This is a genomic window from Rubellimicrobium sp. CFH 75288 (genome assembly GCF_009904055.1).
Lineage (GTDB): Bacteria > Pseudomonadota > Alphaproteobacteria > Rhodobacterales > Rhodobacteraceae > Rubellimicrobium.
Map to the genome: position 1 here is coordinate 254530 of NZ_WYDP01000008.1, position 26647 is coordinate 281176.

26 protein-coding genes are annotated in these 26647 nt (G+C 71.9%); 9 read left to right on the top strand and 17 right to left on the bottom strand.

Going from position 1 to position 26647, the window contains the following annotated elements:
• Positions 1-19: 19 nt before the first annotated feature.
• On the bottom strand, positions 20-778 hold the full coding sequence (locus tag GT358_RS09660) for an aldolase/citrate lyase family protein (RefSeq protein ID WP_166582395.1): 759 nt from the start codon (positions 776-778) through the stop codon (positions 20-22).
• A gap of 116 nt (positions 779-894) precedes the next feature.
• On the opposite strand from GT358_RS09660, the gene aroQ reads away from it, so the two are divergent.
• Positions 895-1329: a type II 3-dehydroquinate dehydratase gene (gene aroQ / locus GT358_RS09665; protein WP_166582396.1), complete on the top strand. Its 435-nt coding sequence runs from the start codon at positions 895-897 to the stop codon at positions 1327-1329.
• Here aroQ and GT358_RS09670 read toward each other — a convergent pair.
• From GT358_RS09670 to betI, 6 genes are read right to left on the bottom strand one after another with little or no spacing between them, the layout of a single operon-like run.
• A complete protein-coding gene (locus GT358_RS09670) occupies positions 1326-2651 on the bottom strand; it encodes an amidase (RefSeq protein ID WP_166582397.1) in 1326 nt (441 codons plus the stop codon). The genes aroQ and GT358_RS09670 overlap by 4 nt on opposite strands.
• The gene (locus GT358_RS09675) at positions 2648-2815 is read right to left on the bottom strand and encodes a hypothetical protein (RefSeq protein ID WP_166582398.1); all 168 of its coding nucleotides are present in this window, start codon (positions 2813-2815) and stop codon (positions 2648-2650) included. The genes GT358_RS09670 and GT358_RS09675 overlap by 4 nt, the downstream gene beginning before the upstream one ends.
• A 32-nt stretch (positions 2816-2847) precedes the next feature.
• Positions 2848-4557, bottom strand: a complete 1710-nt coding sequence (gene betA / locus GT358_RS09680) for a choline dehydrogenase (RefSeq protein WP_166582399.1) — start codon at positions 4555-4557, stop codon at positions 2848-2850.
• A complete protein-coding gene (gene betB, locus GT358_RS09685; RefSeq protein WP_371416258.1) occupies positions 4557-6017 on the bottom strand; it encodes a betaine-aldehyde dehydrogenase in 1461 nt (486 codons plus the stop codon). Before betB ends, betA begins: the two co-directional genes overlap by 1 nt.
• Positions 6014-7519: a choline-sulfatase gene (gene betC / locus GT358_RS09690; RefSeq protein ID WP_166582400.1), complete on the bottom strand. Its 1506-nt coding sequence runs from the start codon at positions 7517-7519 to the stop codon at positions 6014-6016. The genes betB and betC overlap by 4 nt, the downstream gene beginning before the upstream one ends.
• Positions 7516-8100: a transcriptional regulator BetI gene (betI, locus tag GT358_RS09695; RefSeq protein ID WP_166582401.1), complete on the bottom strand. Its 585-nt coding sequence runs from the start codon at positions 8098-8100 to the stop codon at positions 7516-7518. Before betI ends, betC begins: the two co-directional genes overlap by 4 nt.
• 103 nt (positions 8101-8203) lie before the next feature.
• On the opposite strand from betI, the gene choX reads away from it, so the two are divergent.
• From choX to choV, 4 genes are read left to right on the top strand one after another with little or no spacing between them, the layout of a single operon-like run.
• Positions 8204-9127 (top strand): choline ABC transporter substrate-binding protein, encoded by a 924-nt coding sequence (gene choX, locus GT358_RS09700; protein WP_166582402.1) that lies wholly within the window; start codon positions 8204-8206, stop codon positions 9125-9127.
• 5 nt (positions 9128-9132) lie between these two features.
• Positions 9133-10014, top strand: a complete 882-nt coding sequence (locus GT358_RS09705) for an alpha/beta fold hydrolase (protein ID WP_166582403.1) — start codon at positions 9133-9135, stop codon at positions 10012-10014.
• A gap of 27 nt (positions 10015-10041) precedes the next feature.
• On the top strand, positions 10042-10872 hold the full coding sequence (gene choW / locus GT358_RS09710; protein ID WP_166582404.1) for a choline ABC transporter permease subunit: 831 nt from the start codon (positions 10042-10044) through the stop codon (positions 10870-10872).
• A gap of 5 nt (positions 10873-10877) precedes the next feature.
• The gene (choV, locus tag GT358_RS09715) at positions 10878-11894 is read left to right on the top strand and encodes a choline ABC transporter ATP-binding protein (protein WP_371416264.1); all 1017 of its coding nucleotides are present in this window, start codon (positions 10878-10880) and stop codon (positions 11892-11894) included.
• Here choV and GT358_RS09720 read toward each other — a convergent pair.
• The 5 genes from GT358_RS09720 to GT358_RS09740 all read right to left on the bottom strand — a co-directional run bounded on the left by GT358_RS09720 (position 11891) and on the right by GT358_RS09740 (position 17913).
• Complete coding sequence (locus GT358_RS09720; protein WP_243730805.1) at positions 11891-12814, bottom strand: DMT family transporter; 924 nt, start codon at positions 12812-12814, stop codon at positions 11891-11893. The genes choV and GT358_RS09720 overlap by 4 nt on opposite strands.
• A gap of 84 nt (positions 12815-12898) precedes the next feature.
• Entirely contained in the window at positions 12899-13648 is a 750-nt protein-coding gene (locus tag GT358_RS09725; protein ID WP_166582406.1) for a YebC/PmpR family DNA-binding transcriptional regulator, read from the bottom strand.
• Positions 13649-13731: 83 nt separating this feature from the next.
• Complete coding sequence (locus GT358_RS09730) at positions 13732-15510, bottom strand: SLC13 family permease (protein ID WP_166582407.1); 1779 nt, start codon at positions 15508-15510, stop codon at positions 13732-13734.
• A gap of 35 nt (positions 15511-15545) precedes the next feature.
• A complete protein-coding gene (locus GT358_RS09735; protein ID WP_166582408.1) occupies positions 15546-16358 on the bottom strand; it encodes a TIGR00282 family metallophosphoesterase in 813 nt (270 codons plus the stop codon).
• Positions 16359-16797: 439 nt separating this feature from the next.
• Positions 16798-17913, bottom strand: a complete 1116-nt coding sequence (locus GT358_RS09740) for a cupin domain-containing protein (protein WP_166582409.1) — start codon at positions 17911-17913, stop codon at positions 16798-16800.
• A gap of 89 nt (positions 17914-18002) precedes the next feature.
• Here GT358_RS09740 and GT358_RS09745 point away from each other — a divergent pair, with 89 nt between their 5' ends.
• Complete coding sequence (locus GT358_RS09745) at positions 18003-20282, top strand: NADP-dependent malic enzyme (RefSeq protein WP_166582410.1); 2280 nt, start codon at positions 18003-18005, stop codon at positions 20280-20282.
• A 6-nt stretch (positions 20283-20288) separates the two neighbouring features.
• Here GT358_RS09745 and GT358_RS09750 read toward each other — a convergent pair whose 3' ends face one another.
• The 4 genes from GT358_RS09750 to GT358_RS09765 form a co-directional block, all read right to left on the bottom strand.
• Positions 20289-20711, bottom strand: a complete 423-nt coding sequence (locus GT358_RS09750; RefSeq protein WP_166582411.1) for a hypothetical protein — start codon at positions 20709-20711, stop codon at positions 20289-20291.
• Positions 20686-21087, bottom strand: coding sequence for a curli-like amyloid fiber formation chaperone CsgH (gene csgH, locus GT358_RS09755; RefSeq protein ID WP_166582412.1), 402 nt, complete (start codon positions 21085-21087; stop codon positions 20686-20688). The genes GT358_RS09750 and csgH overlap by 26 nt, the downstream gene beginning before the upstream one ends.
• A 54-nt stretch (positions 21088-21141) precedes the next feature.
• Positions 21142-21576, bottom strand: a complete 435-nt coding sequence (locus tag GT358_RS09760; protein ID WP_166582413.1) for a curlin — start codon at positions 21574-21576, stop codon at positions 21142-21144.
• Positions 21577-21752: 176 nt separating this feature from the next.
• Positions 21753-22517 (bottom strand): NAD kinase, encoded by a 765-nt coding sequence (locus GT358_RS09765; protein WP_166582516.1) that lies wholly within the window; start codon positions 22515-22517, stop codon positions 21753-21755.
• A 144-nt stretch (positions 22518-22661) separates the two neighbouring features.
• Between GT358_RS09765 and glyA the strand changes: the two genes are divergently transcribed.
• Both glyA and GT358_RS09775 read left to right on the top strand, forming a co-directional pair.
• A complete protein-coding gene (glyA, locus tag GT358_RS09770) occupies positions 22662-23945 on the top strand; it encodes a serine hydroxymethyltransferase (RefSeq protein WP_166582414.1) in 1284 nt (427 codons plus the stop codon).
• A gap of 61 nt (positions 23946-24006) precedes the next feature.
• Positions 24007-24789: an alpha/beta fold hydrolase gene (locus GT358_RS09775; protein WP_166582517.1), complete on the top strand. Its 783-nt coding sequence runs from the start codon at positions 24007-24009 to the stop codon at positions 24787-24789.
• 85 nt (positions 24790-24874) lie between these two features.
• On the opposite strand, the gene GT358_RS09780 is transcribed toward GT358_RS09775, so the two are convergent.
• Positions 24875-25372, bottom strand: a complete 498-nt coding sequence (locus tag GT358_RS09780) for a pyridoxamine 5'-phosphate oxidase family protein (RefSeq protein ID WP_166582415.1) — start codon at positions 25370-25372, stop codon at positions 24875-24877.
• Between the two features lie 165 nt (positions 25373-25537).
• Between GT358_RS09780 and GT358_RS09785 the strand changes: the two genes are divergently transcribed.
• Complete coding sequence (locus tag GT358_RS09785; protein ID WP_166582416.1) at positions 25538-26644, top strand: ABC transporter substrate-binding protein; 1107 nt, start codon at positions 25538-25540, stop codon at positions 26642-26644.
• Positions 26645-26647 lie beyond the last annotated feature (3 nt).

Below are 26647 nucleotides of genomic sequence, written 5' to 3' on the forward strand. Positions count from 1 at the left end.
CCCCGCGCGGCGGGAGGGATCACTCCGCCCGGAACTCCCGCGCCAGCGCATCGGCCGCGCGCGCCATCAGCGCCAGATCGACCCCGATTCCCAGAACCGTCGCCCCGAGGTCGCGGCAGCGCCGCGCGAAGGCCGGACCCGTCAGGATGCCTGCCGCCTTGCCGCTCGCCACGATCCGCCGGATCGCCTCCTCCACCTCGGCCGTCACCGCCTCGGGCCGCCCGAGCGCGCCGAGCGAGGCCGCAAGGTCCGCCGGCCCGATGAAGAGCCCGTCCACGCCGTCCACGGCCGCGATCGACTCGATCCGCTCCAGCCCCTCGCGGGTCTCGATCTGCACGAGCAGGCACAGCTCTTCCGCGGCGCGGTCGAGGTAATCCCCCACGCGGCCCCAGCGGTTCGCGCGCGTCAGGGTGGAGACGCCGCGGATGCCCCCCGGCGGATAGCGCATGGCGCGCACGGCCGCCTCCGCCTCCTCGGCCGACTGGACATAGGGCACGATCAGCGTCTGCGCCCCGAGATCGAGGATGCGCTTGATGAGGACCGGATCGTTCCAGGCCGGTCGCACCAGCGCCGAGACCGGATAGGCCGCAGCCGCCTGCAGCGGCGCCAGGACGGTCAGCGGATCGGCCGGCGAATGCTCCGTGTCGAACAGCAACCAGTCGAAGCCCGCACCGGCCATCGCCTCCGCCGTGTAGCTGCCCGGCGCCGAGCACCAGAGGCCGATCTGCACCTCCCCCTCCAGCAGCCGCCGCCGGAACGCGTTGCGCGGCAGGTCCATCGTCCCCTCCCTCTGGCTTTCGCGCCACCCCTCGCAGGCCGTGCGCGCCCTGTCCAGCCGCGCGGCTTTTCCCCCGCCCGGCCTTGCGTCACAAGGGGATGCCAGCGGAGAGCGCCATGCCCCGAATCCTCGTCCTGAACGGTCCCAACCTGAACCTGCTCGGCACCCGGCAGCCCGAGATCTACGGGCGCGAGACCCTCGGGGACATCGAGCGCGCCTGCGCCGGTCTCGGGGCCGAACTGGGCCTCTCGATCGTCTGCCGGCAGTCCAACCACGAGGGGCAGCTCATCGACTGGGTCCAGGAGGCCCGCGGGGAGGCCGCGGGGATCGTGGTCAATCCCGGCGGCCTGACCCACAGCTCGGTCGCGCTGCTCGATGCGCTTCACGCCTTCGACGGCCCCGTGATCGAGGTCCACCTGTCGCAGATCCACCGGCGCGAGGCGTTCCGCCACCGCTCCTATGTCAGCCTGCGGGCCGATGCGGTGATCGCCGGCTGCGGCGCGGACGGCTATCTCTTCGCCCTGCGCCGGCTGGCCCGGCTTCTGGCCTAGGACGAGGGCGGCTCCGGCGGGGGATGCGCCTCCTCCCACAGGCGTCCCAGCGCGAACAGGACCTCCTCCGCGCCGTGACGCGCCGCGAGCTGCATGCCGAGCGGCATGCCCTCGTGCAGGCCGCAGGGCAGCGCCAGGGCCGGATGCCCCGTCACGTTGAACGGGATCGTCCGCATCGCCATGGTCGAGGAGCCCGCGAGGCAATCCTCGATGCGCGGCGGCGGGGCCAGGACCGTCGCCGTCAGCAGCGCGTCGAACCCCTCCATCGCGGCATCCATTTGCGCCCGGAGGCGCGGCCGCAGGGCCAGCGCCGCGTCCAGGTCGCCCTCCTCCAGCACCGCCCCCGCCGCCAGCTTGCGCCAGACGTCCCGCCCGTAGCCGTCGCCATGCGCGCGCAGCAGCGGGCGATGGACGGTGAAAGCCTCGGCATACATGATGACGGTGCCCACCGCCTCCAGCAGCGCGTAATCGGGCATCTCCACCGGCTCGACCGGACAGCCCAGCGCCCGGAACCCCTCGGCCGCCGCATCGAGCGCGTCGAGGACGGCCGGATGCAGCGCCTCGTCCTCCTCGAACCAGCCCCGCGCATAGCCGATCCGCATTCCCTCTCCCTGAAGGGGCCGCGCCGGCGCCGCGCGCCCCGCCAGGGCCCGGAAGACCAGCGCCGCCTCCTCCGTGCTGGCCGCGATCGGACCCACATCGTCGAGGGTGCGCGACAGCGGGAACACCCCTCCCACCGGCACCGCGCCGTCCGTGGGCTTGAGCGCGACCACGCCGCAATGGCTGGCCGGATCGCGCAACGAGCCGCTCGTGTCCGTGCCGAGCGCCACCCGCACGAGGCGCCCCCCCACCGCCGCCGCCGAGCCCGAGGACGAGCCGCCGGGAATGCGCGACGGGTCGAAGGGGTTGCGCGCGGGCGGCATCGGCCGGTCGAAGGCGGGGCCCGTCAGCGCGAACTCGTAGGTCGCCGTCTTGCCGAGCGGCACCATGCCCGCGGCCACCAGCCGCGCGACCGCCTCCGCATCGGCGCGGGCCGCCGGTGCGGGCACATGGCTGCCGCAGGTCGTCGCCAGTCCCGCCAGATCGATCACGTCCTTGACGAGGAACGGGATGCCGAGGAGCGCGCCCCGGTCGATCCCGGCCGCCAGGTCCCGATCCGCCGCCTCCGCGGCCGCCCGCGCCCGCCCCTCGTCCACCGCCCAGACGGCGTCGAGCCGCCCGTTGCCCGCGGCGACGGCCTCCAGATGCCGCCCGAGCAGCTCCACGGCGGTCAGCTCGCCGCGACGCAGGGCACGCGCCGCATCGGGGATCGGAGGGATCACGACGCGTCCCTGACCCGACGGACGGCCCCGCACAGGAACTGCGCCTGCGACAGCATGGCCTCGGGCTCCCCCTCGCGCACAGGCAGGCCGGCGCGCTCGAGTGCGCGGGCCACCTCGGCGGCGCTCAGGCGGTCCTCCCGGTTCTCCCCGCTGCGATCGCCCATCGTCTCCTCCCCTGCCGGCCCGGAGGGGAACGTCAGCCGGCGGCGCGCAGATCCGCCTCCGCCGCCTGCTGCCCCTCCACGGGCCGGATCGGCCGCTGCGCCACGCGCCAGTCGGGGTCGATCCATGGCTCGCGCTCGTCGCGCGGCAGCATCCCGCGGCCCAGGATGTGATCGGCCGCCTTCTCGCCCGTCATGATGGACGGCGCGTTGAGGTTGCCGTTCGTGACCTGCGGAAAGATCGAGCTGTCGGCGACGCGCAGCCCCTCCACCCCGATCACCCGGCATTCGGGGTCCACGACCGCGCCCGGATCGTCCCGGTCGCCCATCCGGCAGGTGCCGCAGGGGTGATAGGCCGATTCCACATGCTCGCGGATCGCGTCGTCCAGCGCCTCGTCCGAGACGGCCGCCTCGCCGGGGCTGATCTCGTGGCCGCGGAAGGGGGCAAAGGCGGGCTGGGCGAAGATCTCGCGCGTGAGGCGGATGGCTGCACGGAAGTCGCGCCAGTCCTCCTCGGTGCTCATGTAGTTGAAGAGGATGCGCGGGCTCTCCGCCGGGTCGGGCGAGCGCAGCGTCACCGCCCCGCGCGAAGGCGAGCGCATCGGGCCCACATGCGCCTGGAAGCCGTGCCCCTCGGCCGCCGCGCGCCCGTCATAGCGCACCGCGATGGGCAGGAAGTGGAACTGGATGTCCGGGTATTCCACCCCCGCGCGCGAGCGGATGAAGGCGCCCATCTCGAACTGGTTCGACGCGCCCAGCCCCGAGCCCAGGAACAGCCAGCGCGCCCCCACCAGCGCCTTGCCCCACAGGCTCCAGTAGCGGAACAGCGACACGGGCTGGGTGGCCGCCTGCTGGACGTAGATCTCCAGATGGTCCTGCAGGTTGGCCCCCACGCCCGGCCTGTCCGCCAGCACCTCGATCCCCATCTCGCGCAGATGCGCCGCCGGTCCGATCCCCGACAGCATCAGGAGCTTGGGGCTGTTGATGGAGGAGGCAGCGACGATCACCTCGCGCCCGGCGCGGATGGTCTGCAACCCGTTGAAGCTGTCGATCTCGACGCCCGTGGCGCGGCGCCCCTCGAACAGGATGCGCCGGGCGATGCCGGTCACCAGGTCGCAATTGGGGCGGCGCAGTGCCGGGCGCAGATAGGCCCAGGCCGCCGACCAGCGCATCCCGCGCCAGATGGTTGATTCCATCGGGCCGAAGCCCTCCTGCCGCCAGCCGTTCGGGTCGTCCGTCAGGGGGTATCCCGCCTGCCGCCCCGCCTCGAGGAAGGCGCGTGCGAGCGGGTTGGAGGCCGGCCCGCGCGTGACGTGCAGCGGACCGTCGCTGCCGCGCCAGGACGGATCGCCGATCCCCCCGTGCCAGTTCTCCATCCGCCGGAAATAGGGCAGCACGTCGGCAAAGGCCCAGCCCTTCGCCCCCGCCGCGGCCCAGCCGTCGAAGTCGCGCGCATGCCCCCGCACATAGACCATCCCGTTGATCGAGGAGGACCCCCCGATCACCTTGCCCCGCGGCGTGGCCAGCGTGCGGCCGCCCAGATGCGGCTCGGGCTCGGTGCGGAACCCCCAGTCGTAGCGCGCCATGTTCATGGGGTAGGACAGCGCCGCCGGCATGCGGATGAAGGGCCCCCAGTCCGACCCGCCCGCCTCGATCACGATGACGCTGCGGCCGGCCTCGCTCAGCCGGTAGGCCAGCGCGCAGCCCGCGCTGCCGGCGCCCACGATGACGTAATCCGCCTGCATCAGAACGGCGCCTCCACCACCCCCGCGCCCACATGGACGGTCTTGACCTGCGTGTAGTGCTCCACGGCGGCCCAGCCGTTCTCGCGCCCGATGCCGGAGGCGCGGATGCCGCCGAACGGCACCTCGACCGGCGTGACGTTGTAGGTATTGATCCAGCACGTCCCCGCCCGGAACGCCGCCGCCACGCGGTGCGCGCGCGCGATGTCGCGCGTGAACACCCCGGCCGAGAGGCCGAACGGCGTCGCGTTCGCGCGCGCGACCGCCTCCTCCTCGGTGCGGAAGTCCAGCACCGCCATGACGGGGCCGAAGATCTCCTCGCGCGCGATGGTCATGGAATCGGTCACGTCCGCGAAGACCGTGGGCTCGTACCAGAAGCCCGGCCGGTCCGGCCGCCGCCCCCCCGCCACCAGCCGCGCACCCTCCTCCAGGCCCTTGCGGACATAGCCCTCCACGATCTCGCGCTGCCGCTCGGTCGCCAGCGGGCCCAGATTGGTCGCCTCGTCCAGCGGATCGCCCATGCGCACGCCCCCCAGCCGGGCGGAGAGCCGCTCGAGGAACGCCTCGCGCACGCTCTCCTGCACGAAGACCCGCGTGCCGTTCGAGCAGATCTGCCCCGTGGAGTAGAAGTTGCCGAGGATCGCCCCCGACACGGCCGAGTCGAGGTCCGCGTCCTCGAACACGAGGAGCGGCGACTTGCCCCCCAGTTCCAGCGTCACGGGCTTGAGGCCCGCCGCCGCCGCCTCGTAGATGCGCCGTCCCGTGGGGACCGATCCGGTGACGGAGATCTTGGCCACCCGCGGATCGGCAACCAGCGCCGCGCCGACCGCGCCCGCACCCTGCACCACGTTGAAGACGCCCGGGGGCAGTCCCGCCTCGGCCAGGATCGCGGCCAGACGCAGCGCGCCCAGCGGCGTCGTCTCCGAGGGCTTGAACACCATCGCGTTGCCGCAGGCCAGCGCGGGCGCGGCCTTCCACGCCGCGATCTGCGTGGGATAGTTCCACGCCCCGATGCCGACGCACACGCCCAGGGGCTCGCGCCGCGTATAGGCGAAGGCGCCACCCGAGAGGGGAACATGCTCGCCCCGGATGGCCGCCGCGATCCCCCCGAACCATTCCAGCGCATCCGCGGCCGACAGCGCATCCGCCACCAGCGTCTCGGAGAGCGGCTTGCCCGTGTCGAGCGTCTCGATCTCCGACAGCTCGCGGTTGCGTTCGCGGATCAGCTCGGCCGCGCGGCGCAGCACGCGCCCCCGCTCTGCGCCCGTCCGGGCGGCCCAGTCCGCCTGCGCCCGCTCGGCAGAGGCGAGCGCGGCCTCGATCACGGCAGGTGTCGCCGCGTGGACGCGCGCGATCTCCTCGCCCGTGGCCGGGTAGAGGACGGGGATCGCCTCGCCCTCCCGGTCCTCCAGAAAGCGTCCGTCCACGAAATGGCTCGCCTCGGGCCGCGCGTCGCGCATCATTCCCCCCTCGGAAAGCGCCGGCTTTCCTCCAGAACGTTCAGGTCCATGTGGTTGCGCATGTACCGCTCCGAGGCGCGCTGGAGCGGCTGGAAGTCCCACGGGAAATGGGCCCCGTTGCGCAGCGCCTCGTAGACGACCAGCCGGCGCGCCTGACTCTCGCGCACGGCCCGGTCGAAGGCGGCGAGGTCCCAGCGCGCGTCCGCCAGCGCCCGCATCCGCGCCAGCGCCTCCGCCCCCTCCGGCCGGAGGGCGAGGTTGGTCCGCTCTCCGGGATCGTCGCGCAGGTCGAACAGCATTTCGGGGTCCGCGGGGCAGCGGACATACTTCCACCGCCCGTCGCGCAGTGCCACCATCGGCGCCACCGACGCCTCGGCCGCGTATTCCATCGGCACCGGCCCGCGCTCCGCTCCTTCCGCGACGGGCAGGAGCGACACGCCGTCCGTCCAGGGCGCCACCTCGGACAGGTCCACCCCCGCCAGGTCGCACAGGGTCGGGCAGAGATCGAGCGTGGAGACGGGCGTCTCCACCCGCCCCGGCCGCAGCTCCGGCGCGGCCAGCATCAGCGGCACCCCGGCCGAATGCTCGAAGAAGTGCATCTTGAACCACAGGCCGCGCTCGCCCAGCATGTCGCCGTGATCCGATAGGACGACGACGACCGCCTCCTGCCGCATCGCCTCCAGCGCGCCGAGGATCTCCCCCACCTTCTCGTCGATATAGGAGATGGAGGCGAAGTAGCCCCGCCGGGCGCGGCGCACCATCTCGGGCGTCACGGCAAAGCGCCGCCAGTCGCAGGCATCCATGATCCGCCGGGAATGCGGGTCCATCGCCTCGTAGGGGATGGCCTCTCCCTCCGGGTCGAGCGCGGGAGAACCCTCGTAGAGGTCCCAGTGCCGCCGGCGCGCCACGTAGGGGTCGTGCGGATGGGTGAAGCTGGCGACCAGACACCAGGGCCGGCCGTCCTCCTCCCGCGCGAGGTCGTGGATCGCGCGCACCGCGTGAAAGGCCACCTCGTCGTCGTAGTCGAGCTGGTTGGTCGCCTCGGCCACGCCCGCACCCGTGACCGAGCCCAGGTTGTGATACCACCAGTCCACACGCTCGTGCGGGCGGCGCCAGTCGGGGGTCCAGCCGAAATCGGCCGGGTAGATGTCGGTCGTCAGCCGCTGCTCGAAGCCGTGAAGCTGGTCTGGCCCGACGAAGTGCATCTTGCCCGACAGGACCGTGCGATAGCCCGCGCGCCGCAGGTGATGCGCGAAGGTCGGCACGGAGGAGGCGAACTCGGCCGCGTTGTCGAACACGCCGGTCCGCGACGGCAGCTGTCCGGCCATGACGGAGGCCCGCGCCGGCGCGCAGAGCGGCGAGGCCGTATAGGCGGCCGGAAAGCGGACCGACCGCTCGGCCAGCCGCGCGAGGTGGGGCGCATGCAGGAACGGCGCCGGCCCGTCGGGGAAGAACGGCCCCGCGAGCTGGTCGGCCATCAGGATCAGGATGTTGGGCCGGCTCATCCTTCGGCCTCCCCCGTCTCGTGCTCCAGCCGGCCCAGCACCAGCGCGATCGCCGCCTCCCGGTCGGGCGCGGCGGGGGACAGCGCCTGCCGCAGATAGACCCCGTCGATCAGGGCTCCCACGGCCTCGGCCACTTCCCCGGCGCGCGCACCGGCGAGCGGGCGCAGCGCATGCACCAGGTTCGAGCGCATCCGGCGGTGATAGACGCCGAGCAGCCGCCGCGCCTCCGGCATGGTCTGGGCTAGGACGTAGAAGTTGAGCCAGGCCGCCACCGCCTCGCGCCGGAACGACGAGGCGGAGAACGAGGCGCGCACGATTGCCTCCAGCCGGGCCTTCGGTCCCTGCGCGGTGGCCAGCGCGCCGCGCACCTCCGCGCCGAACATCGTCAGCACGTGCCGCATGGCGGCGACGAAGATCGCCTCCTTGGACCCGAAATAGTGATGGGCCAGCGCCGAGGACACGCCCGCGCGCCGGGCGATCTGGGCCACCGTCACCTCCAGCGAGCCGGCGCGGCCGACCTCCTGGATCGTCGCCTTGACGATGGCGGCCTTGCGGATAGGCTCGACGCCGACACGGACCATGGCATCCTCGGCAAAGGGGCTTGCCAGAACGGCTTAGCGAATGCTTGATTGACTCGTCAATCAAGAACGTCCCGGACCCGACCGGGCGAACAGGGAGATGCACATGAGATTGAAGGCTGCCCTCTCGGTCCTCGCCGTCGCCGCGGCAGGACAGGCCGCCGCCGATTGCGGCACGATCACCTTCGCCGATGTCGGCTGGACCGACATCACCGCCACCACCGCCGTCGCCACGACCATCCTCGAGGCGCTGGGACAAGACACGGAGACGCTGCTTCTGTCGCTGCCCGTGACGTTCAACTCGCTGGCCTCGGGCGACGTGGACGTGTTTCTCGGCAACTGGATGCCCACCATGGAGGCCGACATCGCCCCCTTCCGCGAGGCGGGGACGATCGACACGGTCCGCGTCAACCTGACGGGCGCCAAGTACACGCTGGCCACCAATGCCGCCGGCGCCGCGCTGGGCATCGAGGGCTTCGACGACATCGCCGCCCATGCCGACGCGCTGGGCGGCCGCATCTACGGCATCGAGCCCGGCAACGACGGCAACCGCCTGATCCTCGAGATGATCGAATCGGACGCCTTCGGGCTTGGCGGATTCGAGATCGTCGAATCGTCCGAACAGGGGATGCTCGCGCAGGTCGCCCGCGCCGACCAGCGGGGCGAGCCCATCGTGTTCCTCGGCTGGGAGCCCCATCCGATGAACGCCAACTTCGACATCACCTATCTGGAGGGCGGCGACGACTGGTTCGGCCCCGATCTGGGCGGGGCGGAAGTGCGCACCCTGACCCGTCCGGGCTTTGTCGAGGAATGCCCCAATGTCGGCCGGTTCCTCCAGAATCTCGAATTCACCCTCGAGATGGAGAACGAGATCATGGGCGCGATCCTCGATGGCGGGCAGGAGCCGGGCGAGGCCGCGCGCCAATGGCTTGCGGCCAACCCCGACGCGCTCGGGCCGTGGCTCGAGGGCGTGACCACCGTGGACGGCGGCGACGCGCGCGAGGCGGTGCTGGCCGCGGTCGGGGGCTGAGCCCGTTGCGGGGCGCGGCGCTTCTGGCCTTTCTGCTGTGCGGCGCCTCGGCGGTCCTCGCCCAGGTGCCCTCGCAGGCCGACTGGAACGCCGCCCGCGAGGCCGTCGATCTGCCGGACGGCCCCGCCCTCGCCTTCGTGGAGGTGGAGGCGCCGGAGGGCGCGGCCGCGGCCGACCCGCTGATCCTGCTGCACGGCTACACCGACAACAGCCGGTCCTGGTCGCTCGTCATGCCCCATCTGGGCGAGCGGCGGATGCTGGCGCTCGACCTGCGCGGCCACGGCCGGTCCGAGGCGCCCGCCTGCTGCTACGGCATCGACAGCTTCGCGCACGACCTTCTGGGCTTCATGGACGCGATGGGCATCGAGCGGGCCGACCTCGCCGGCCATTCGCTCGGCGCGATGACGGCCATCGCCTTTGCCGCCGCCCATCCCGAACGCGTGGACCGCATCGTGCTGATCGGCGCCGCCCTCTCCCTGCCGGACGCCGCCGCCGACTGGCTGTGGCAGACCGTGCCGAACCTCGAGGCGCCCATCGACCCCGAAGGCGAGTTCATGCTCGACTGGTACTGGAACCCCACCCCGGTCAACGAGGCGTTCCTGGCCCGCGAACGGGCCGAGAGCGCGGCCGTGCCGCTCCATGTCTGGACGGGAACGCTCCAGGCGCTGGTGGCGACCGACCTCGCCTTTCCCGCCGCCCGCGTGACCGCGCCGACCCTCATCCTCTGGGGCGATCAGGACCCGCTCTTCGACGGTGCCAGTCAGGACCGCCTGCGCGAGGCCATGCCAGGGGCCGAGCACCATGTCTTTCCCGGACTGGGGCACAACCTGCTCTGGGAATCCCCCGCCGAACTGGGAGGGCGCATCCGCGCCTTCCTCGGCCCCTGACTCCCGAGGAGGCGGCGCGCCGCGCGCATGGACTGGCTTGCACTTCCCAAGATCCCCGTGGGGCGCACCGCAGCCCAGGGCTTCGACTGGCTCCAGCGCCACGGCGCGTGGTTCTTCGACGGCCTCTCGCTGCTGCTCGAGCGCATCATCGCCGCGGTCCTCTGGGTGCTCCAGACGCCGCCGCCGCTGGCGGTCGTGGCGGGCTTCGTCGTGCTCACCTGGCTTCTCCAGCGCAACTGGCGCACCTGCCTTCTCGTGGCGCTGTGCTTCCTGTTCGTCCTCAACCAGGGCTACTGGCGCCAGGTGACCGAGAGCCTGACGCTGGTGCTCACCTCCTGCGCGGTCTGCATGGGCCTCGGCGTGCCCATCGGGATCGCCGCGGCGCACCGTCCGCGACTCTACCGCGCCCTCGCGCCCGTCCTGGACCTGATGCAGACCCTGCCGACCTTCGTCTACCTCATCCCGGCCATCGTGTTCTTCGGGCTCGGCATGGTGCCCGGCCTCATCGCCACCGTGATCTTCGTCCTGCCGGCGCCGATCCGGCTCACCCATCTCGGCATCGCCTCCACGCCTCCCGCCCTGCTCGAGGCCGCGCAGGCCTTCGGCGCGACCCCGCGCCAGACCCTGTGGAAGGTAGAGCTGCCCTGGGCCTGGCCCCAGATCATGACGGGGCTCAACCAGGCCATCATGCTGTCGCTCTCGATGGTGGTGATCGCCGCGCTCGTGGGGGCCAACGGGCTCGGGGTTCCCGTCGTCCGGGCGCTCAACACGGTCAATACCGCGCTCGGCTTCGAGGCGGGCCTCGTCATCGTCGTGGTCGCCGTCATGCTCGACCGGATGCTGCGGGTGAAGCGATGACCGCCGTGCCGGCCGTGGCCTTCGACCGCGTCTCCATCGTGTTCGGCGACAATCCCGCCCGCGCGCTTCCCCTCATGGACGAGGGGCTGTCGCGGGCCGAGGTGCAGGCCCGCACCGGACAGATCCTCGGGGTGCACGACTGCACGCTCGAGGTGGCCGAGGGCGAGATCCTCGTGCTGATGGGCCTGTCGGGCTCGGGCAAGTCCACGCTCCTGCGGGCGGTGAACGCGCTCAATCCGGTGATCCGGGGCGAGGTGCGCGTGCGCACCTCGGAGGGGCCCGTCTCGGTCACCCACGCCGACGGCGCGACCCTGCGACGCCTCCGGCAGGAGACGGTCGCCATGGTCTTCCAGCAGTTCGGCCTGCTCCCCTGGCGGACGGTGCGCGACAATGTGGGCCTCGGGCTCGAGCTGCGGGGCCTTCCGCGCAAGGCACGCAACGCCCGCGTGGACGAGGAGATGCGCCTCGTCAACCTGCACGAACGCGCCGACGCGCTGGTGGGCCAGCTCTCGGGCGGGATGCAGCAGCGCGTGGGGCTGGCGCGGGCCTTCGCCACCGACGCGCCCATCCTGCTCATGGACGAGCCGTTCTCGGCCCTCGACCCGCTGATCCGCACCCGCCTCCAGGACGAGCTTCTGGACCTCCAGGCCCGGCGCAATCGCACCATCGTGTTCGTCAGCCACGACCTCGACGAGGCGTTCAAGATCGGCAACCGCATCGCCATCATGGAGGGGGGGCGGATCGTCCAGTGCGGCACGCCGCGCGACATCTTCCGTGCTCCGGCAACGGATTACGTGGCGGACTTCGTGGCCAACATGAACCCGCTCGGGGTTCTGAGGGCGCGCGACGTGATGGGGCCCGCCCAGGGCGGCCGGGCGACCGTGGCACCGGACCTGCCGGTGCGCGAGGTGATGGCCCGCCTGCGCAGCGTCCCCGCCCTCTCCGTGGAGGAGCAGGGCCGCCCCCTCGGCACCGTGACGCCGGACACGGTGCTCGCCCGCCTCGTGGACCCGCGCGGCTAGGGACCCTCGCCGTCGCGCCAGGCGCGGCGCTCGCGCAGGGCGAGCGCGGCGACCGACGCCACGATGACGGCCCCGCCGGCAATCACGAAGGGGTCCACGTCCTCCCCGAAGAGCAGCAATCCCACCAGGACCGACCAGACGAGCTGCAGGAAGGTGGCCGGCTGGGTCGTCCCCAGCGGCGCGGCCGCAAAGGCGCGGGTCATCGCGTAATGCCCGCCCGTGGCGAACAGCGCCGTCAGGCCGAGCCAGGCCACCTGCCCCGCGCCCACGGGCACCCAGACCGCCCAGGCGAACGGCAGCAGCGTCAGCGCGACCGTGACCGACAGCATCCCCACCACGACCGACGCCTCGAGTTCCGCCGACAGCCGCTTGGCCACCAGATAGCCGCCGCCCAGACCCAGCGCCGCCCCGATCATCGCCAGGTGGCCCGCCTCCACCGCGCGCCAGCCGGGCCGCAGGATCATCAGCGCCCCCAGAAAGGCCGCCCCCACCGCGAGCAGCCGCCGCCGTTCCCACCGCTCCCCCAGCAGGAGGGCCGCTCCGACCGTGACGAAGACCGGGTTGAGGTAGCCCATCGCCGTCACCTCGGCCAGCGGCAGGCGCGTCATGGCGAAGAACCAGCACAGCACCCCGCCCGTGTGGACCAGCGCGCGCAGCCCGAACAGGCGCGCCTGCCGCCCCGTCAGCCGGACGGAGAGCAGCGGCCACAGCATCGGCAGCGCCAGCGGCAGCCCGAGGGCGAAGCGCAGAAAGGCGGCCTGCGGCGCGGGTACCGCCTGCCCGACATGCTTGACCGTCGCCGTCATGCCCACGAACAGGAGCCCCGCGAGCATCATCCACAGGATGCCCGTCACCGGCGCGGCGGACGGAGCGGCCGGGATCGCGACGGCGCCGCGCGCCTCGGCGTCGGACCCGCTCATGGCGTCGCGCCTGCGGCGGACCACCGGCCCCGCCGCTCCCCCGCAGGGGGTCCCGGTGCGACCCGCACGGCCGCCCCTCCTGCGTCAGCTGTCCGCGTAGGCCCGCATGACCTCCTCGGACGCCTCGAGATTCGTCGTCACCGACTGCACGTCGTCGTCGTCCTCCAGCGTCTCGATCAGGCGCATGACCCTTTCGTAGGTCTCGGCGTCCACCGGCGTCGTCACCTTGGGCCTCCAGACGAAGCGGGCCGATTCGGACTCGCCCAGCGTCGCCTCCAGCGCGGCGGAGACGGTGCCCAGCTCGTCCTCGGCGCAGGTGATCCAGTGCCCCTCGGCGTCGCTCTCGACATCCTCGGCCCCGGCCTCGAGAGCGGCCATCATCACCGTGTCGGCATCCCCCGCCGAGGCGGGATAGCGGATCTCGCCCTTGCGCTCGAACTGGAAGGCGACGGAATTGGTCTCGCCCAGATTGCCGCCGTTCTTGCCGAAGGTGGAGCGCACGTTGGAAGCGGTGCGGTTGCGGTTGTCGGTCAGCGCCTCGACGATGACGGCGACCCCGCCCGGCCCGTAGCCCTCGTAGCGGATGTTCTCGTAGGCTTCGGCATCGCCGCCCATCGCCTTCTTGATGGCGCGGTCGATCACGTCCTTGGGCATCGAATTGGCCTTGGCCTCCTTGACGGCCAGACGCAGGCGCGGGTTCTTGTCGGGATCCGGGTCCCCCAGCTTGGCCGCCACCGTGATCTCCCGCGAGAGCTTGGAAAACAGGCGCGAGCGGATCGCGTCCTGCTTGCCCTTGCGGTGCTGGATGTTGGCCCACTTGCTGTGCCCGGCCATGCGGCGCCCTCCTTGTCCGTCCGGCCTTCGCCTCTAGCCTGCCCGCCCCGCACGGGGCAAGGCCGCGCCCGGCCTGCCGGCCGTCACAGGCCGTAGAGCATCGGCAGCGCGAGGCTGACCGTCGCCGCCATGACCAGGTTGAGCGGAACCCCGATGCGCAGGAAGTCCGCAAAGCGGTAGCCGCCCGGCCCATAGACCAGCAGGTTGCACTGATAGCCCACCGGCGTGGCGAAGGCGGCCGAGGCGGCCAGCATCACCGCCACGACCATCGTTCGCGGGTCCATGCCCAGCGACTGCGCGAGTCCGATCGCCACGGGCGTGACCACCACCGCGACCGCGTTGTTGGTGACGATCTCCGTCAGCAGGGAGGTCAGCGCATAGACCGCGAGGATCGTCAGGGCGGGCGGCCAGTGTTCCATGAAGGGGGTGAGGCTCCGCACGATCATGCCCACCGCCCCGGACAATTCGAGCCCGCGTCCCACGGCCAGCATGGCGAAGATCATCGCCAGAAGCCGCCCGTCCACGAAGCCGAAGGCCTCGTCCGCATCGATGCAGCGCGTCAGCAGCACGACCGCCACGCCGAGGAGCGCCAGGATCTCGATCCGCGCCACCTCGAGCGCGGCCAGCCCGATGACCAGGCCCAGAACCGTCACGACGACGGGTGCGCGGTTGCGGCGAAAGGCGCGCGCGGTGGGCTGGGCGATGTCCACCAGGTTCATCTCCTGCGCCAGCCGCGCGATGTCCTCCGGCGCGCCCTCGAGCAGCAGCGTGTCGCCCACCCGCACCACCACGTCGTCGATCTGGCGGCCGAAATTCTGGTCCCGCCGGTGCACGGCCAGCGGATAGACCCCGTAGCGGCGGCGCAGCCGCAGATCGCCCAGACGCCGCCCCACCATCTTGCAGTCGGCCGCGATCAGCACCTCCACGGTCGTCGTCGCCTTGGACGACAGCGGATCGACGGGACGCAGTGACCGCTCCTTCTGGAGCGACAGGAGCTCCGCCACCGGCGTGCGCAGCACCACGCGGTCGCCGGCGCGCAGGCTGACCGTCTCCATCTCGCGGCGCAGCGACAGGTCTCCCCGGATCACGTCCACCACGCGCACCCCTTCGCGCGTGAACAGCGGCACGCCCAGCACCGGCTTGCCGATCAGCGCGCTGCCCTCCGGGATCGCCACCTCGGTGAAGTAGCGCATCTTGGTGCGGTCGGTCAGAAGCCCGCTCATCCCCGTCCGGTCGGGCAGAAGCCGCGGCCCGAGAAGGGCCAGATAGAGCAGCCCCACCGCCGCGACCACCAGACCGATCGGCGTGATCTCGAAGATGCGGAAGGGCTCCAGACCCGCACCGCGTGCCACCCCGTCCACCAGCAGGTTGGTGGACGTCCCCACGAGCGTGAGCGTCCCCCCCACGATGGACAGATAGCTCAGCGGGATCAGGAGCTTGGAGGGCGCCACGTTCATCGCCCGCCCGAGCTGGACGAAGACGGGGATCATCAGCACCACGATCGGCGTGTTGTTGACGAAGGCCGAGGCGAACACGATCCCCAGAGACAGCGCGGCAAGCGTCGCGCGCGGATGGGTGGTGACGCCGCGCACGGCGTGACCGGTGATCCAGTCCAGGGTCCCCGTCCGCTCGAGCGCCCCGACCAGGATCATGAGCGCCGCGATGGTCCAAGGGGCGCTGTTGGAAAAGACGGGCAGGACGTCGGTCGCAGGCAGGATGCCCAGAAGCAGCATCGCCGCCGCGCCCGCGATGGCCACGACCTCCACCGGCCAGCGCTCGAACAGAAAGGCGACCAGCATCAGCGCCACGATCAGAAGCGCCGCGAACGGCATGATCTCCGGGGCGAGGCCGAGACCGAACATGGATGGGACCTTTCGCGATCGGGATCGGGGCGGCCTCAGGGCCGCGCCTCCGGCAGGCGGCCGCCCAGGCGGACGGGCACGGCGCGCCGGGCCTCTCCGCTGCGGTCGTCCGTCTCGACGAACAGGCCGCAGAGCGTCGCCTCGCCCAGGGCCGGGGCGAACCGCTCCCGCGCGAGGCCCGTGACGAAGCGGCGCAGGGGCTCCTCCTTCTGCATACCGATCACGGAATCGTAGTCGCCGCACATGCCGGCATCCGTCTGATACGCCGTTCCGCCCGGCAGCACCACTGCATCGGCCGTCGGCACATGGGTGTGCGTGCCCACCACCGCGCTCGCCCGGCCGTCGCAGAAGTGCCCCATCCCCATCTTCTCGCTCGTGGCCTCGGCGTGAAAGTCGATCAGGCTGGCCTGCACGAGGCCCCCGCGCGGATGGGCGCGCAGCACCGCATCGAGGGCGGAGAACGGGTCGTCGAAGGGCTGGCGCATGAAGACCTGCCCCAGCGCCTGCGCGACCAGCACGCGCCGGCCGCCCGGCGCCTCGAAGACGCGAGCGCCGCGCCCCGGCGCGCCCCGCGCGATGTTGAGCGGGCGCAGCACGCGCGGTTCCTCCTCGACGAAGCGCAGCATCTCCTTCTGGTCGAAGGCATGGTCCCCGAGCGTGAGCACATCGGCTCCGGCGGCCAGCAGGCTGCGCGCATGCTCCGCCGTCAGGCCCATCCCGCCCGAGGCGTTCTCGGCATTGACCACGGCAAAGTCGATGCGCCATTCGGCCCGCAGCCCGGCCAGCCGCTCGATCACGGCTGCCCGCCCTGCCCGCCCCATCACGTCTCCGAGAAACAGAAGCCGCATGGCGCGACTTAAGGCGAGCCCCGGGGGCGCGGCAAGCCGTCCCGCCCGGGAAGGTCGCCGGGCGCAGCCCCGCTGCCGCACCCCCGCCGCCCCGCGCCGCAGCGCGGCGCAACACCACCGCGCGGTGGTGTAACGATCCGTTAACCTCTCCGTGGCAGGGTGCCCCCACGCGCCCGATCCTTCCGTCCCGGCGGACCGGAGGGGCGGCGCGGACGACCGGGGCGGGACCTGCAACGATCAGGCGGCCGCCCGTGCTCTTTGCAGGGGTGGGGCATCCCGAGATGCCCGAGGTTCCGCCGCATCCCACCGGGCCGCTTGGCTGCGCAGGTGCTCGTCCACGGCGCGGAGGCGGACATCCCCGGCCGCCGCGCGTCGCAACGCGCCCGCCCCCACGGGGGCGGCACCCTCGGGCCCCGCAGGGGGAGGACGGACCGCGCGCTCAGCCCTCGTCCGGGGCCTCGACCGCCCGCGTGGCGAAGGCGCCCGGCAACGACACCTCCAGGATCTCGCAATCGGTCTCCGGCGCGTCCCAGCGCGTGGCCAGCCCCGGCGGGATCACGAAAGCATCGCCCGCGCCCAGCCGGAACGGCGCCTTCCCCTCGCCGCGCAGCGTGAACCCGCCCGCGAGGACGAAGCCGAACAGGATGTCGGCGTCGTGCACGCTCCAGGGCGCCTCCGCGCCGGTCGCGCGCGGCCGCGCGACCCGGACGCCAGCCAGCCCGCGCGTGTTCGCGGCGATGGTCGTGTCCCGTGCCTCCCACCCGGCGAGCCGGAAGGGTTCCCAAGCCGCACCCTCGGCGCGGTTGTGCACGAAGCGCTGGCCCTTCCATTCCCGCTCGGGGCGCAGATGGGGGGTGGGAAGGGTCATCTCGTGGTCGATCTCGGTCACGTGGTCGGCCGGCACCCCGATCTCGACCACCTCGATGCCGTCGGACGCCTCCAGCACCCGGTGCCGGATCTCGGGCGGCTGGATGAAGCAGTCGCCGGCGTTCAGCCGCCGCGGCCCGCCCTGATCCTCATAGACCACGTCCACCCATCCCCGGACGCAGAAGATCAGCTGGAAGCCGACCTTGTGGAAATGGACGCTGTCGGGCACGGGGCCGCCATCCGGGATGCGGATGTGCGAGGCGATCATCGCCCCGCCCAGACGCCCCGGCACGAGGTCGCGGTAGTGCATCCCCGCCCGCCCGATGACCCAGGGCGCCCCGTCCGCGAGGCGCCGCACCACGAAGGCATGGCGCGTCTCCGGCAGCACGAGCGGCGGATCGAGCGCATCCACCTCCACCCGCGTGCCCCCCGGCGCCACCAGCGCCCGCTCGCCCCCCGCAAAGGACGGGTCGTCCGTCAGCACGCGCAGCAGCCCCGGCGTCCCTTCGCCCCGCTCCAGCCGGATGCGCAGCCCGTGCCCCGACAGCACCGCCACCGCCGGATCGTCCGCCGGATAGATCGTGTCGAGCCGCATCCGCAGCGTCCGGGTGAAGAAGGGCAGATCGGCCCGCAGGTCGGTGGTCGGCAGCCGCACCTCGGCGCGGATCGGAAAGGGATCGGCGGTCATGGCCGCGCGACCCTGCGGGAGAGCGGACCGCTTTGCAAGGCACTGCCCCCCGGGCATAAGGAGCCGGCACGACGAGGGAGGGGGGAGACATGGCCGGCGATGGCAGGGACGCGCTCCGGCAGGCGGCGCTCGAGTATCACCGCCTGCCCCGCCCCGGCAAGCTCGAGGTGCGGGCGACCAAGCCGCTCGCCAACGGCCGCGATCTCGCCCGCGCCTATTCCCCCGGCGTGGCCGAGGCCTGCCTCGAGATCCGCGCCGACCCTGCCGCCGCCCGCGACTACACGACCCGAGGCAACCTCGTCGCGGTCGTCACCAACGGCACGGCGGTGCTCGGCCTCGGCAATATCGGCGCGCTGGCCTCCAAGCCCGTCATGGAGGGCAAGGCGGTCCTCTTCAAGAAGTTCGCCAACATCGACTGCTTCGACATCGAACTCGACGAGCCCGACCCCGAGCGCCTCGCCGCCATCGTCTGCGCGCTCGAGCCCACCTTCGGCGCCATCAACCTCGAGGACATCAAGGCCCCCGACTGCTTCGTGGTCGAACGCCTCTGCCGCGAGCGGATGAAGATCCCCGTCTTCCACGACGACCAGCACGGCACCGCCATCGTCGTGGGCGCCGCCGCCACCAACGCGCTCCATGTGACGGGCCGCCGGTGGGAGGACATCAAGGTCGTCTCGACCGGAGGCGGCGCGGCCGGCATCGCCTGCCTCGACATGCTGCTCAAGCTCGGCGTCCGGCGCGAGAACGTCTGGCTCTGCGACCTCCACGGCCTCGTCCATCGCGGACGCGAGGTCGACATGACCCCGCAGAAGGCCGCCTATGCCCAGGGCGACCGGCCCGCCACGCTCGGCGACGTGATCGACGGCGCGGACCTCTTTCTGGGTCTGTCCGGCCCCGGCGTGCTCGCGCCCGAGATGGTGGCGCGCATGGCCCCCCGCCCCATCGTCTTCGCGCTCGCTAATCCCGTGCCCGAGATCATGCCCGACGCCGCGCGCGCCGCAGTGCCGGACGCGATCATCGCCACCGGGCGGTCGGACTACCCCAACCAGGTCAACAACGTCCTGTGCTTTCCCTTCATCTTCCGCGGCGCGCTGGATGTGGGGGCGACCCAGATCAACGACGCGATGAAGCTCGCCTGCATCGAGGCCATCGCCGCGCTCGCCCGCCAGGCCACGAGCGCCGAGGCGGCAGCCGCCTATCACGGCGAGGAGATGACCTTCGGTCCCGACTACCTGATCCCCAAGCCCTTCGACCCGCGCCTGATGGGCGTGGTGGCGACCGCGGTGGCACAGGCGGCGATGGAATCGGGGGTGGCCAGCCGGCCGATCGCCGATCTCAGGGCCTATCGGCAGGCGCTCGACGGCTCGGTGTTCCGCTCGGCCCTCATCATGCGGCCGGTGTTCGAGGCGTCGCGGCACGCCGAGCGGCGCATCGTCTTCGCGGAGGGCGAGGACGAGCGGGTGCTGCGGGCCGCCCACGCCATGATCGAGGAGACGACCGACCGTCCCATCCTGATCGGCCGCCCCGAGGTGGTGGATGTCCGATGCCGCCGCCTCGGCCTGCCCATCCGCCCCGACCGCGACTTCGAGCTGGTCAATCCCGAATCGGATGCGCGCTACCGCGACTACTGGAGCACCTACCACGAGCTGATGGCCCGCCGCGGCGTGACGCCCGATATCGCGCGGGCGGTCATGCGCACCAACACCACCGCCATCGCCGCCGTGATGGTCCACCGCGGCGAGGCCGACAGCCTCATCTGCGGGACCTTCGGCCAGTATCTCTGGCACCTGCGCTACGTGCGAGAGGTCCTGGCGCGCGGCGGGCTCCGGCCGATCGGAGCCTTGTCGCTCATGATCCTCGACGACGGGCCGCTGTTCATCGCCGACACGCAGGTGCACCCGGACCCCACGCCCGAGCAGGTCGCCGAGGTCGCCATCGCCGCCGCGCGCCACGCCCGCCGCTTCGGCCTCGAGCCCAAGGTGGCGCTCTGCTCGCACAGCCAGTTCGGCAATCTCGACACGGCGTCGGGGCGCACGATGCGGGCGGCGCTCGAGATCCTCGACGCCCGCGAGGTCCCCTTCGCCTATGAGGGCGAGATGCACGTGGACGCCGCCCTCGACCCCGAGATCCGCGAGCGGCTCCTGCCCGGCGGGCGACTCGAGGGGGCGGCCAACATCCTGATCTTCGCCGGCACCGACGCGGCTTCGGGCGTGCGGAACATCCTCAAGATGAAGGCGCGCGGACTCGAGGTCGGGCCGATCCTGATGGGCATGGGCAACCGCGCCCACATCGTGACCCCCTCGATCACCGCGCGCGGCCTGCTGAACATGAGCGCCATCGCCGGAACGCCTGTCGCCCAGTACGGCTGAGGCCGGTCAGCGGTGCGGGCGGCGGCCGATCTGGACCGTCACGCCCCGCTCGCCCCCGTGCTGGACCATCTCGGTCTCCGCGCCGCGTCCGAACTGGAGGATCGCGCCCCGGTTGCGGCCGCCCTCCTGCACCAGGCGCGCGGTGTGGCCCCGTCCCTGCTGATAGATCAGCGCCCGGTTGCGGCCGCCCGATTGCGAGACGACGGCGCGGTGATCCCGGCCCCATTGCTGGAGGGTCACGCCGGGCGGGATCGGGCTCTCGAAGCCGTAGGCCCGCAGGACCTGCCGCAGAGCGGGACGCAGCGGACCGTCGCCCGGGCTCCAGGTCCAGGTCACCACCTCGGCCGACGCGGCCGTTCCCGCCAGAAGGAAGGCCAGCACCATCGCCGGGAGGCGCGAGCGCTCAGGACGCGACGAGCGGGCAGGCATGGCGCCGTCCTCCGGCCTCGACGATGAGGCTCGTGTCGTAGTGCGAAACCCGGCCCGGCAGCGTCGCCGCGCCCAGCCGCGCCGTCTCGCCGGGGCCGATGGCGAAGGGACCGCTCTGATCCACCGTGACGCCCGTGCCGCGGATGCGCAGCGTGTAGTGACCGGCAAGGGCGGCCCGTGCCGTCACCTCGCCGCGCAGGGACACCGAACCCCCGGCCTGCTGCGCCCTCAGGACGCAGGAAAACGGGGCTGCAGCCGGGGCCGAGCGGAGGGACAGTCCGGGCAGCGGGTCGTCCTCCGGCGTGCCGAGGACCATGGCGCAGGCGGTCAGAAGGATCGCGGCCAGACCCATCACGAGGGGAGATTCAGTCAGCATCGGAAATCCTCCCTGCTGGAGGGGGCGCGCCGGACGCGGCGCGCCCCGACAGGATCAGTCCTGCACCACCACGGCGACATTGCCCCGGCCGCCTTGGCGCACGGTGACGTCGCCGCCCCGGCCGGTCTGGATCACGCCCAGCGCGTTGCAGCGGCCCGCCTGCTCCACATCGGCCGCGTTGCGGCGCCCGAACTGGGCGATGCCGAGGACGTTGCAGCGTCCGTCCTGCAGCGCGACCGCCCCGTTGCGCCAGCCCGTCTGGCCCACGACCATCCGGTTGCGATGCCCGTCCTGCGTCGCCACCGTGCCGTTGCGCCAGCCGTCCTGCGTGACGGTCAGGCGGTTGCGGCTGCCGTCCTGTCCTGCACCGATCGCGTTGTAATGTCCGTGCTGCTCCAGGCGCACGACGTTGCCGCCCCCGTCGGCCAGCGCGGGCATTCCCAGCGCGAGGGTCAGGGCAGCGGCGGAAATCAGGGTCTTGAGCGTCATGGCGGTGTCTCTCCCGATGAGCGGCCGCGGATCGGCGGGCGGGGCGCCTGCCGCTGGGCCGGTGAGCCGAGGAGGGAGCAGCGGCCGCTCTCAGGCAAAATCGCCACGCCGCTAGCGATTGTCGGGCCGTCCGACCGGAACGCTATTGACTAGCGGCAGAGCGGCAACGCCGGGGGTCAGGCGAACTGCTCGCGCAGCAGCCGCTCCTCCAGCCCGTGACCGGGATCGAACAGGAGGTGGTGCCGCACGCTGGGCTCCGAGCGCACCTCGACCGCGGCGACGCGCCGGACCGGAACCGAATCGGCATCCGCCCGAACCGGCCGCTTGTCGGGCTCGATGACGTCGAAGCGCACGGTGGCCGATTTAGGCACCAGCGCCCCCCGCCACCGGCGCGGCCGGAACGGAGCGATGGCGGTGACGGCCAGAACCTCCGCCCCGATGGGCAGGATCGGTCCGTGGGCCGAGTAGTTGTAGGCCGTCGATCCCGCCGGCGTCGCCACGAGGCAGCCGTCGCAGACCAGCTCCTCGAGCCGCATCCGCCCGTCCACGCTGATGCGCAGCTTGGCTGCCTGCGGCCCGGAGCGCAGCAGCGAGACCTCGTTGATGGCCAGCGCCTCGCGGGTCTCGCCGTCGAGGGTCGTGGCGGTCATCCGCAGGGGGTTGATGACGGCCCGCTCGGCCGCCGCGATCCGCTCGGGCAGGTCGTCCTCCCGATAGCCGTTCATCAGGAAGCCGACCGTGCCGCGGTTCATGCCATAGACCGGGATCTCCCGCCCCTCCACGGCATGAAGCGTCTCGAGCATGAAGCCGTCGCCGCCCAGGGCCACGACCGCCTCGGCCTCCTCCGGCGGCACCTGCCCGTAGCGATCGATCAGCCGCTCCAGCCCCTCCCGCGCGAGGGGGGTATCGACCGCGCGGAAGTGGAGGCGCATCGGGCACATGGCGTCGAAGGGGTTGTCAGCCGAGCCGATCGGAAACGCAACCCCGCCGATCGGAGACGACAAGGACCTGCGACACGTCGCCTTCGGCCTCGCCAAGAGGTTGGCGGCGGTTTAGACGGACCCGGCCCGCCCGGAGGACCGATCATGCTGGACCAGCGCTTCTTTGCCACCGCCCTTGCCGCCCGCGACCCCGAGATCGCCGACGCCATCGCCCGCGAACTGGGTCGCCAGCAGCGCGAGATCGAGCTGATCGCCTCGGAGAACATCGTCAGCCGCGCCGTGCTCGAGGCGCAGGGTTCGGTCCTGACCAACAAGTATGCCGAGGGTTATCCGGGCCGGCGCTACTACGGCGGCTGCCAGTTCGTGGACATCGCCGAGACGCTCGCCATCGAGCGCGCAACGCGGCTGTTCGGCTGCGCCTTCGCCAATGTCCAGCCCCATTCGGGCAGCCAGGCGAACCAGGGCGTGTACACCGCCCTTCTCCAGCCCGGCGACACGATCCTCGGCATGAGCCTCGCAGCCGGCGGGCACCTCACTCATGGGGCGAAACCCAACCAGTCGGGCAAGTGGTTCAACGCCGTCCAGTACGGCGTCCGGCGGCAGGACAGCACGCTCGACTATGACGAGGTGGAGCGCCTCGCACGGGAGCATCGCCCCAGGGCGATCATCGCCGGCGGATCGGCGATCCCGCGGGTCATCGACTTTGCCCGGATGCGCGCCGTCGCCGACGAGGTCGGGGCGTATCTGATCGTGGACATGGCCCATTTCGCGGGGCTTGTGGCTGCGGGCCTCTACCCCTCGCCCTTCCCGCATGCACATGTCGCCACCACGACGACGCACAAGACGCTGCGCGGACCCCGCGGCGGCCTGATCCTCACGAACGACGAGGAGATCGCCAAGAAGGTCAACGCCGCGATCTTTCCCGGCATCCAGGGCGGCCCGCTGATGCATGTGATCGCCGCCAAGGCCGTGGCCTTTGCCGAGGCGCTCGAGCCCGCCTTCAGGGACTATGCCCGGCAGGTGATCCTGAACGCCCAGGCGCTCGCCGACGAGCTGATGAGGGGCGGCCTCGATATCGTCACGGGCGGCACCGACACGCACCTGATGCTGGTGGACCTGCGCCCCAAGGGGGTCAAGGGCAACGCGACCGAGGCCGCGCTGGGCCGCGCGCACATCACCTGCAACAAGAACGGCGTGCCCTTCGACCCCGAGAAGCCCACCGTGACCTCGGGCGTGCGCCTCGGCAGCCCCGCCTGCACCACCCGCGGCTTCCGCGAGGACGAGTTCCGCCAGGTCGGCCGCTGGATCATCGAGGTGGTGGACGCCCTGCGCGAGACGGACGGCGCGGGCGATCCGGCCGTCGAGGCGCGCGTCGCCGAGGCAGCCACCGCGCTCTGCGAGCGCTTCCCGATCTATCCCGACCTGTGAGGGGCGACCGGCCGTCCCGTCCGGCGGGGAGACCGGCCTCTTGACGCCGCTCCCCCCGGCCGTGCCCCTGCACAGCGTGCGGCATGGACCGGCGCGCGGCGGACGGACCCCCGTGGTGATTGCCCACGGCCTGTTCGGGTCGGCACGCAACTGGAACGCCATCGCCCGTCAACTGGCCGCCGACCGCCCCGTGATCGTGCCGGACCTGCGCAACCACGGCGAGAGTCCGTGGGACGACCGGCACGACTATCCCGCCCTTGCCGCCGATCTTGCGGCGCTGATCGAGGCGGAGAGCATGGGCCCGCTGGACATGGTCGGCCATTCGATGGGAGGCAAGGCCGCCATGACCCTCGCGCTGGCGCGGCCGGATCTCGTCCGCCGGCTTGTCGTGCTCGACATCGCGCCCGTCGCCTACGGCCACGCCGCCGACCGGCTGAGGGAGATCGCCGCCATGCGGGCGGTCGATCCCGCCACGGTCGCGACCCGCTCCGAGGCGGCGGAGAAGCTCGGGCTGAGCGATCCGGCCGTGGCGGCTTTCCTGCTGGGCAGCCTTGATCTCAAGGCCCGCCGCTGGCGTCTCCATCTCGATGCCCTCGGGAACTGGATGGATGCCATCACCGGCTGGCACGATCCGGCAGGCCGCTTCGAGGGGCCGACCCTGTTTCTCGCCGGAGAGGACAGCCCCTACATTCGCCCCGAACACCGGGAGCGCATCCGCGCCCTCTTCCCGCAGGCCCGCCTCGCCCGGCTCCGCGGCGCCGGCCACTGGCTCCAGGCCGATCGCCCGCGCGAGACCGAGGCGGCCCTGCGGGCGTTTCTCGACGCGCAGGGGCCGCGCGGCTGAGGCGCCGCACGGCCGCGGTCGGCGGCATCTGCTCCGGTCCGGACAGCCCGGACGGACCCGCGCCGCTCGCCCATGGAACGGCAGGTCAGCGGAGGTTCACGGTCGCCGTGTTGTCCTGATAGTCCGCCTGCGGATCGCGGCCCAGCAGGGACAGCAAACCCGCCATCAGGGACGAGCCGTCCTTCCAGATCTTCGCCGAGGCCGGATCGAAGCGCAGCAGCGACAGCGAGGGGTCCTCCTTGCCGCCCGGGTACCACGCCGCCACGTGCGGGTTCCACAGCTTGTCGATCATGGCGCGGTTCATGTCCTCGACCAGCGTGCCCGACACGGTCGCCCAGAGGTCGTGCCCCTTCGAGACGAAGGTGAAGGTGGCGGGGGTCGCGCCTTCGAGGCGGCGGTTGAGGTCGTGATCCTTGGCCGAGAAGAACCAGATGGGGCCGCGATCCTCGTCCGACGCGAGTTGCGCCGTCATCGGCCGCTGCTCCGTTTCCTTGTCGAGGCCCAGCATCACGGTCATGTCGGAGCGCAGCGCCTTCCAGAACCTGGCCTCAAGGTCCGCACGAGTCTCGGCATCGTCGGTCATCGCGGATCACTCCCTCGCAGATGGTGCCGGGGCAACGCGGGGGCATCCGGGCGGTTCCGGAACAACGCGACACGGCGATTGTCACAAAGCCGTTTCATCCGTTAGCTAACCCCCGCGGGCCGGGCGAGGGAGACCCGGCGACACCTGATCCTGGGGAGATCGTCCATGATGACCAAGACCTGGCTGGCCGCCACGGCGACCGCCGCTCTGCTGGCGCAGTCCGGCGCGGCGCTGGCCCAGTCGCTGGAGGAGCTGGAAGCCGCTGCGCGCGAGGAGGGGATGCTGACCACGATCGCCCTGCCGCGCGACTGGTGCAATTACGAGGGCATGTTCAACGGCTTCGCCGCCCGCTATCCCGAGATCACGATCAACGAGCTCAACCCCAATGCCTCCTCGGCCGAGGAGCTGGAGGCGATCCGCGCCAACCGCAACAATACCGGCCCGCAGGCGCCGGACGTGATCGACGTGGGTCTCGCCTTCGGTCCGCAGGCCAAGGACGAGGGTCTGATCCAGCCCTACATGGTCTCGACCTGGGACACGATCCCCGAGGATGCCAAGGACCCCGAAGGCTACTGGTACGGCGACTATTACGGCGTGATGGCCTTTGCGGTGAACACCGATCTGGTGGACAACGTGCCGCAGAGCTTCGCGGACCTGCTCAAGCCGGAATATGCGGGAATGGTGGCTCTCGCCGGGGATCCCCGCGCGTCCAACCAGGCGATCCTCGGGGTCATGGCCGCCGGGATGGCCCGCGGCGCGGAGCCGGGTCAGGCCTCGGGCGAAGCGGGGCTCGAGTTCTTCCGCGAGCTGAACGAGGCGGGCAACTTCGTCCCCGTCATCGGAGGATCGGGCACGCTGGCCCAAGGCACGACGCCCATTCTCATCCAGTGGGACTACAACGCGCTCAGCACCCGCGACACGCTGGACGGCAACCCGCCCGTCGAGGTGGTGGTCCCGTCGGACGTCACCCTGGCCGGGGTCTATGTCCAGGCCATCTCGGCCTACGCGCCGCATCCGAACGCGGCCAAGCTGTGGATGGAATACCTCTATTCGGACGAAGGCCAGCTCCACTGGCTGGAGGGCTACTGCCACCCCATCCGCTACAACGACCTGGTCGAGCGGGGCGTCGTGCCGCAGGAGCTGCTGGACCGTCTGCCGCCGGCCGAAGCCTACCAGCGTGCCGTGTTCCCCACCGTCGAGCAGATCAACGCCAACCGCGAGGTCATCGTGAACGGCTGGGATGCGGTCGTCGGCGCCGACGTGGTGCAGTGATCC

Bases quoted from the DNA above. Each gene is read 5' to 3' on its own strand.
- GT358_RS09760 (WP_166582413.1), bottom strand. From the start codon at position 21,576: ATGACGCTCAAGACCCTGATTTCCGCCGCTGCCCTGACCCTCGCGCTG.
- aroQ (WP_166582396.1), top strand. From the start codon at position 895: ATGCCCCGAATCCTCGTCCTGAACGGTCCCAACCTGAACCTGCTCGGC.
- betA (WP_166582399.1), bottom strand. From the start codon at position 4,557: ATGCAGGCGGATTACGTCATCGTGGGCGCCGGCAGCGCGGGCTGCGCG.
- GT358_RS09735 (WP_166582408.1), bottom strand. From the start codon at position 16,358: ATGCGGCTTCTGTTTCTCGGAGACGTGATGGGGCGGGCAGGGCGGGCA.
- GT358_RS09765 (WP_166582516.1), bottom strand. From the start codon at position 22,517: ATGTGCCCGATGCGCCTCCACTTCCGCGCGGTCGATACCCCCCTCGCG.
- GT358_RS09785 (WP_166582416.1), top strand. From the start codon at position 25,538: ATGATGACCAAGACCTGGCTGGCCGCCACGGCGACCGCCGCTCTGCTG.
- GT358_RS09730 (WP_166582407.1), bottom strand. From the start codon at position 15,510: ATGTTCGGTCTCGGCCTCGCCCCGGAGATCATGCCGTTCGCGGCGCTT.
- choX (WP_166582402.1), top strand. From the start codon at position 8,204: ATGAGATTGAAGGCTGCCCTCTCGGTCCTCGCCGTCGCCGCGGCAGGA.
- betB (WP_371416258.1), bottom strand. From the start codon at position 6,017: ATGATGCGCGACGCGCGGCCCGAGGCGAGCCATTTCGTGGACGGACGC.
- glyA (WP_166582414.1), top strand. From the start codon at position 22,662: ATGCTGGACCAGCGCTTCTTTGCCACCGCCCTTGCCGCCCGCGACCCC.
- betC (WP_166582400.1), bottom strand. From the start codon at position 7,519: ATGAGCCGGCCCAACATCCTGATCCTGATGGCCGACCAGCTCGCGGGG.
- choW (WP_166582404.1), top strand. From the start codon at position 10,042: ATGGACTGGCTTGCACTTCCCAAGATCCCCGTGGGGCGCACCGCAGCC.
- csgH (WP_166582412.1), bottom strand. From the start codon at position 21,087: ATGCTGACTGAATCTCCCCTCGTGATGGGTCTGGCCGCGATCCTTCTG.
- GT358_RS09720 (WP_243730805.1), bottom strand. From the start codon at position 12,814: ATGAGCGGGTCCGACGCCGAGGCGCGCGGCGCCGTCGCGATCCCGGCC.
- GT358_RS09750 (WP_166582411.1), bottom strand. From the start codon at position 20,711: ATGCCTGCCCGCTCGTCGCGTCCTGAGCGCTCGCGCCTCCCGGCGATG.
- GT358_RS09745 (WP_166582410.1), top strand. From the start codon at position 18,003: ATGGCCGGCGATGGCAGGGACGCGCTCCGGCAGGCGGCGCTCGAGTAT.
- GT358_RS09675 (WP_166582398.1), bottom strand. From the start codon at position 2,815: ATGGGCGATCGCAGCGGGGAGAACCGGGAGGACCGCCTGAGCGCCGCC.
- betI (WP_166582401.1), bottom strand. From the start codon at position 8,100: ATGGTCCGTGTCGGCGTCGAGCCTATCCGCAAGGCCGCCATCGTCAAG.
- GT358_RS09725 (WP_166582406.1), bottom strand. From the start codon at position 13,648: ATGGCCGGGCACAGCAAGTGGGCCAACATCCAGCACCGCAAGGGCAAG.
- GT358_RS09780 (WP_166582415.1), bottom strand. From the start codon at position 25,372: ATGACCGACGATGCCGAGACTCGTGCGGACCTTGAGGCCAGGTTCTGG.
- GT358_RS09740 (WP_166582409.1), bottom strand. From the start codon at position 17,913: ATGACCGCCGATCCCTTTCCGATCCGCGCCGAGGTGCGGCTGCCGACC.
- GT358_RS09660 (WP_166582395.1), bottom strand. From the start codon at position 778: ATGGACCTGCCGCGCAACGCGTTCCGGCGGCGGCTGCTGGAGGGGGAG.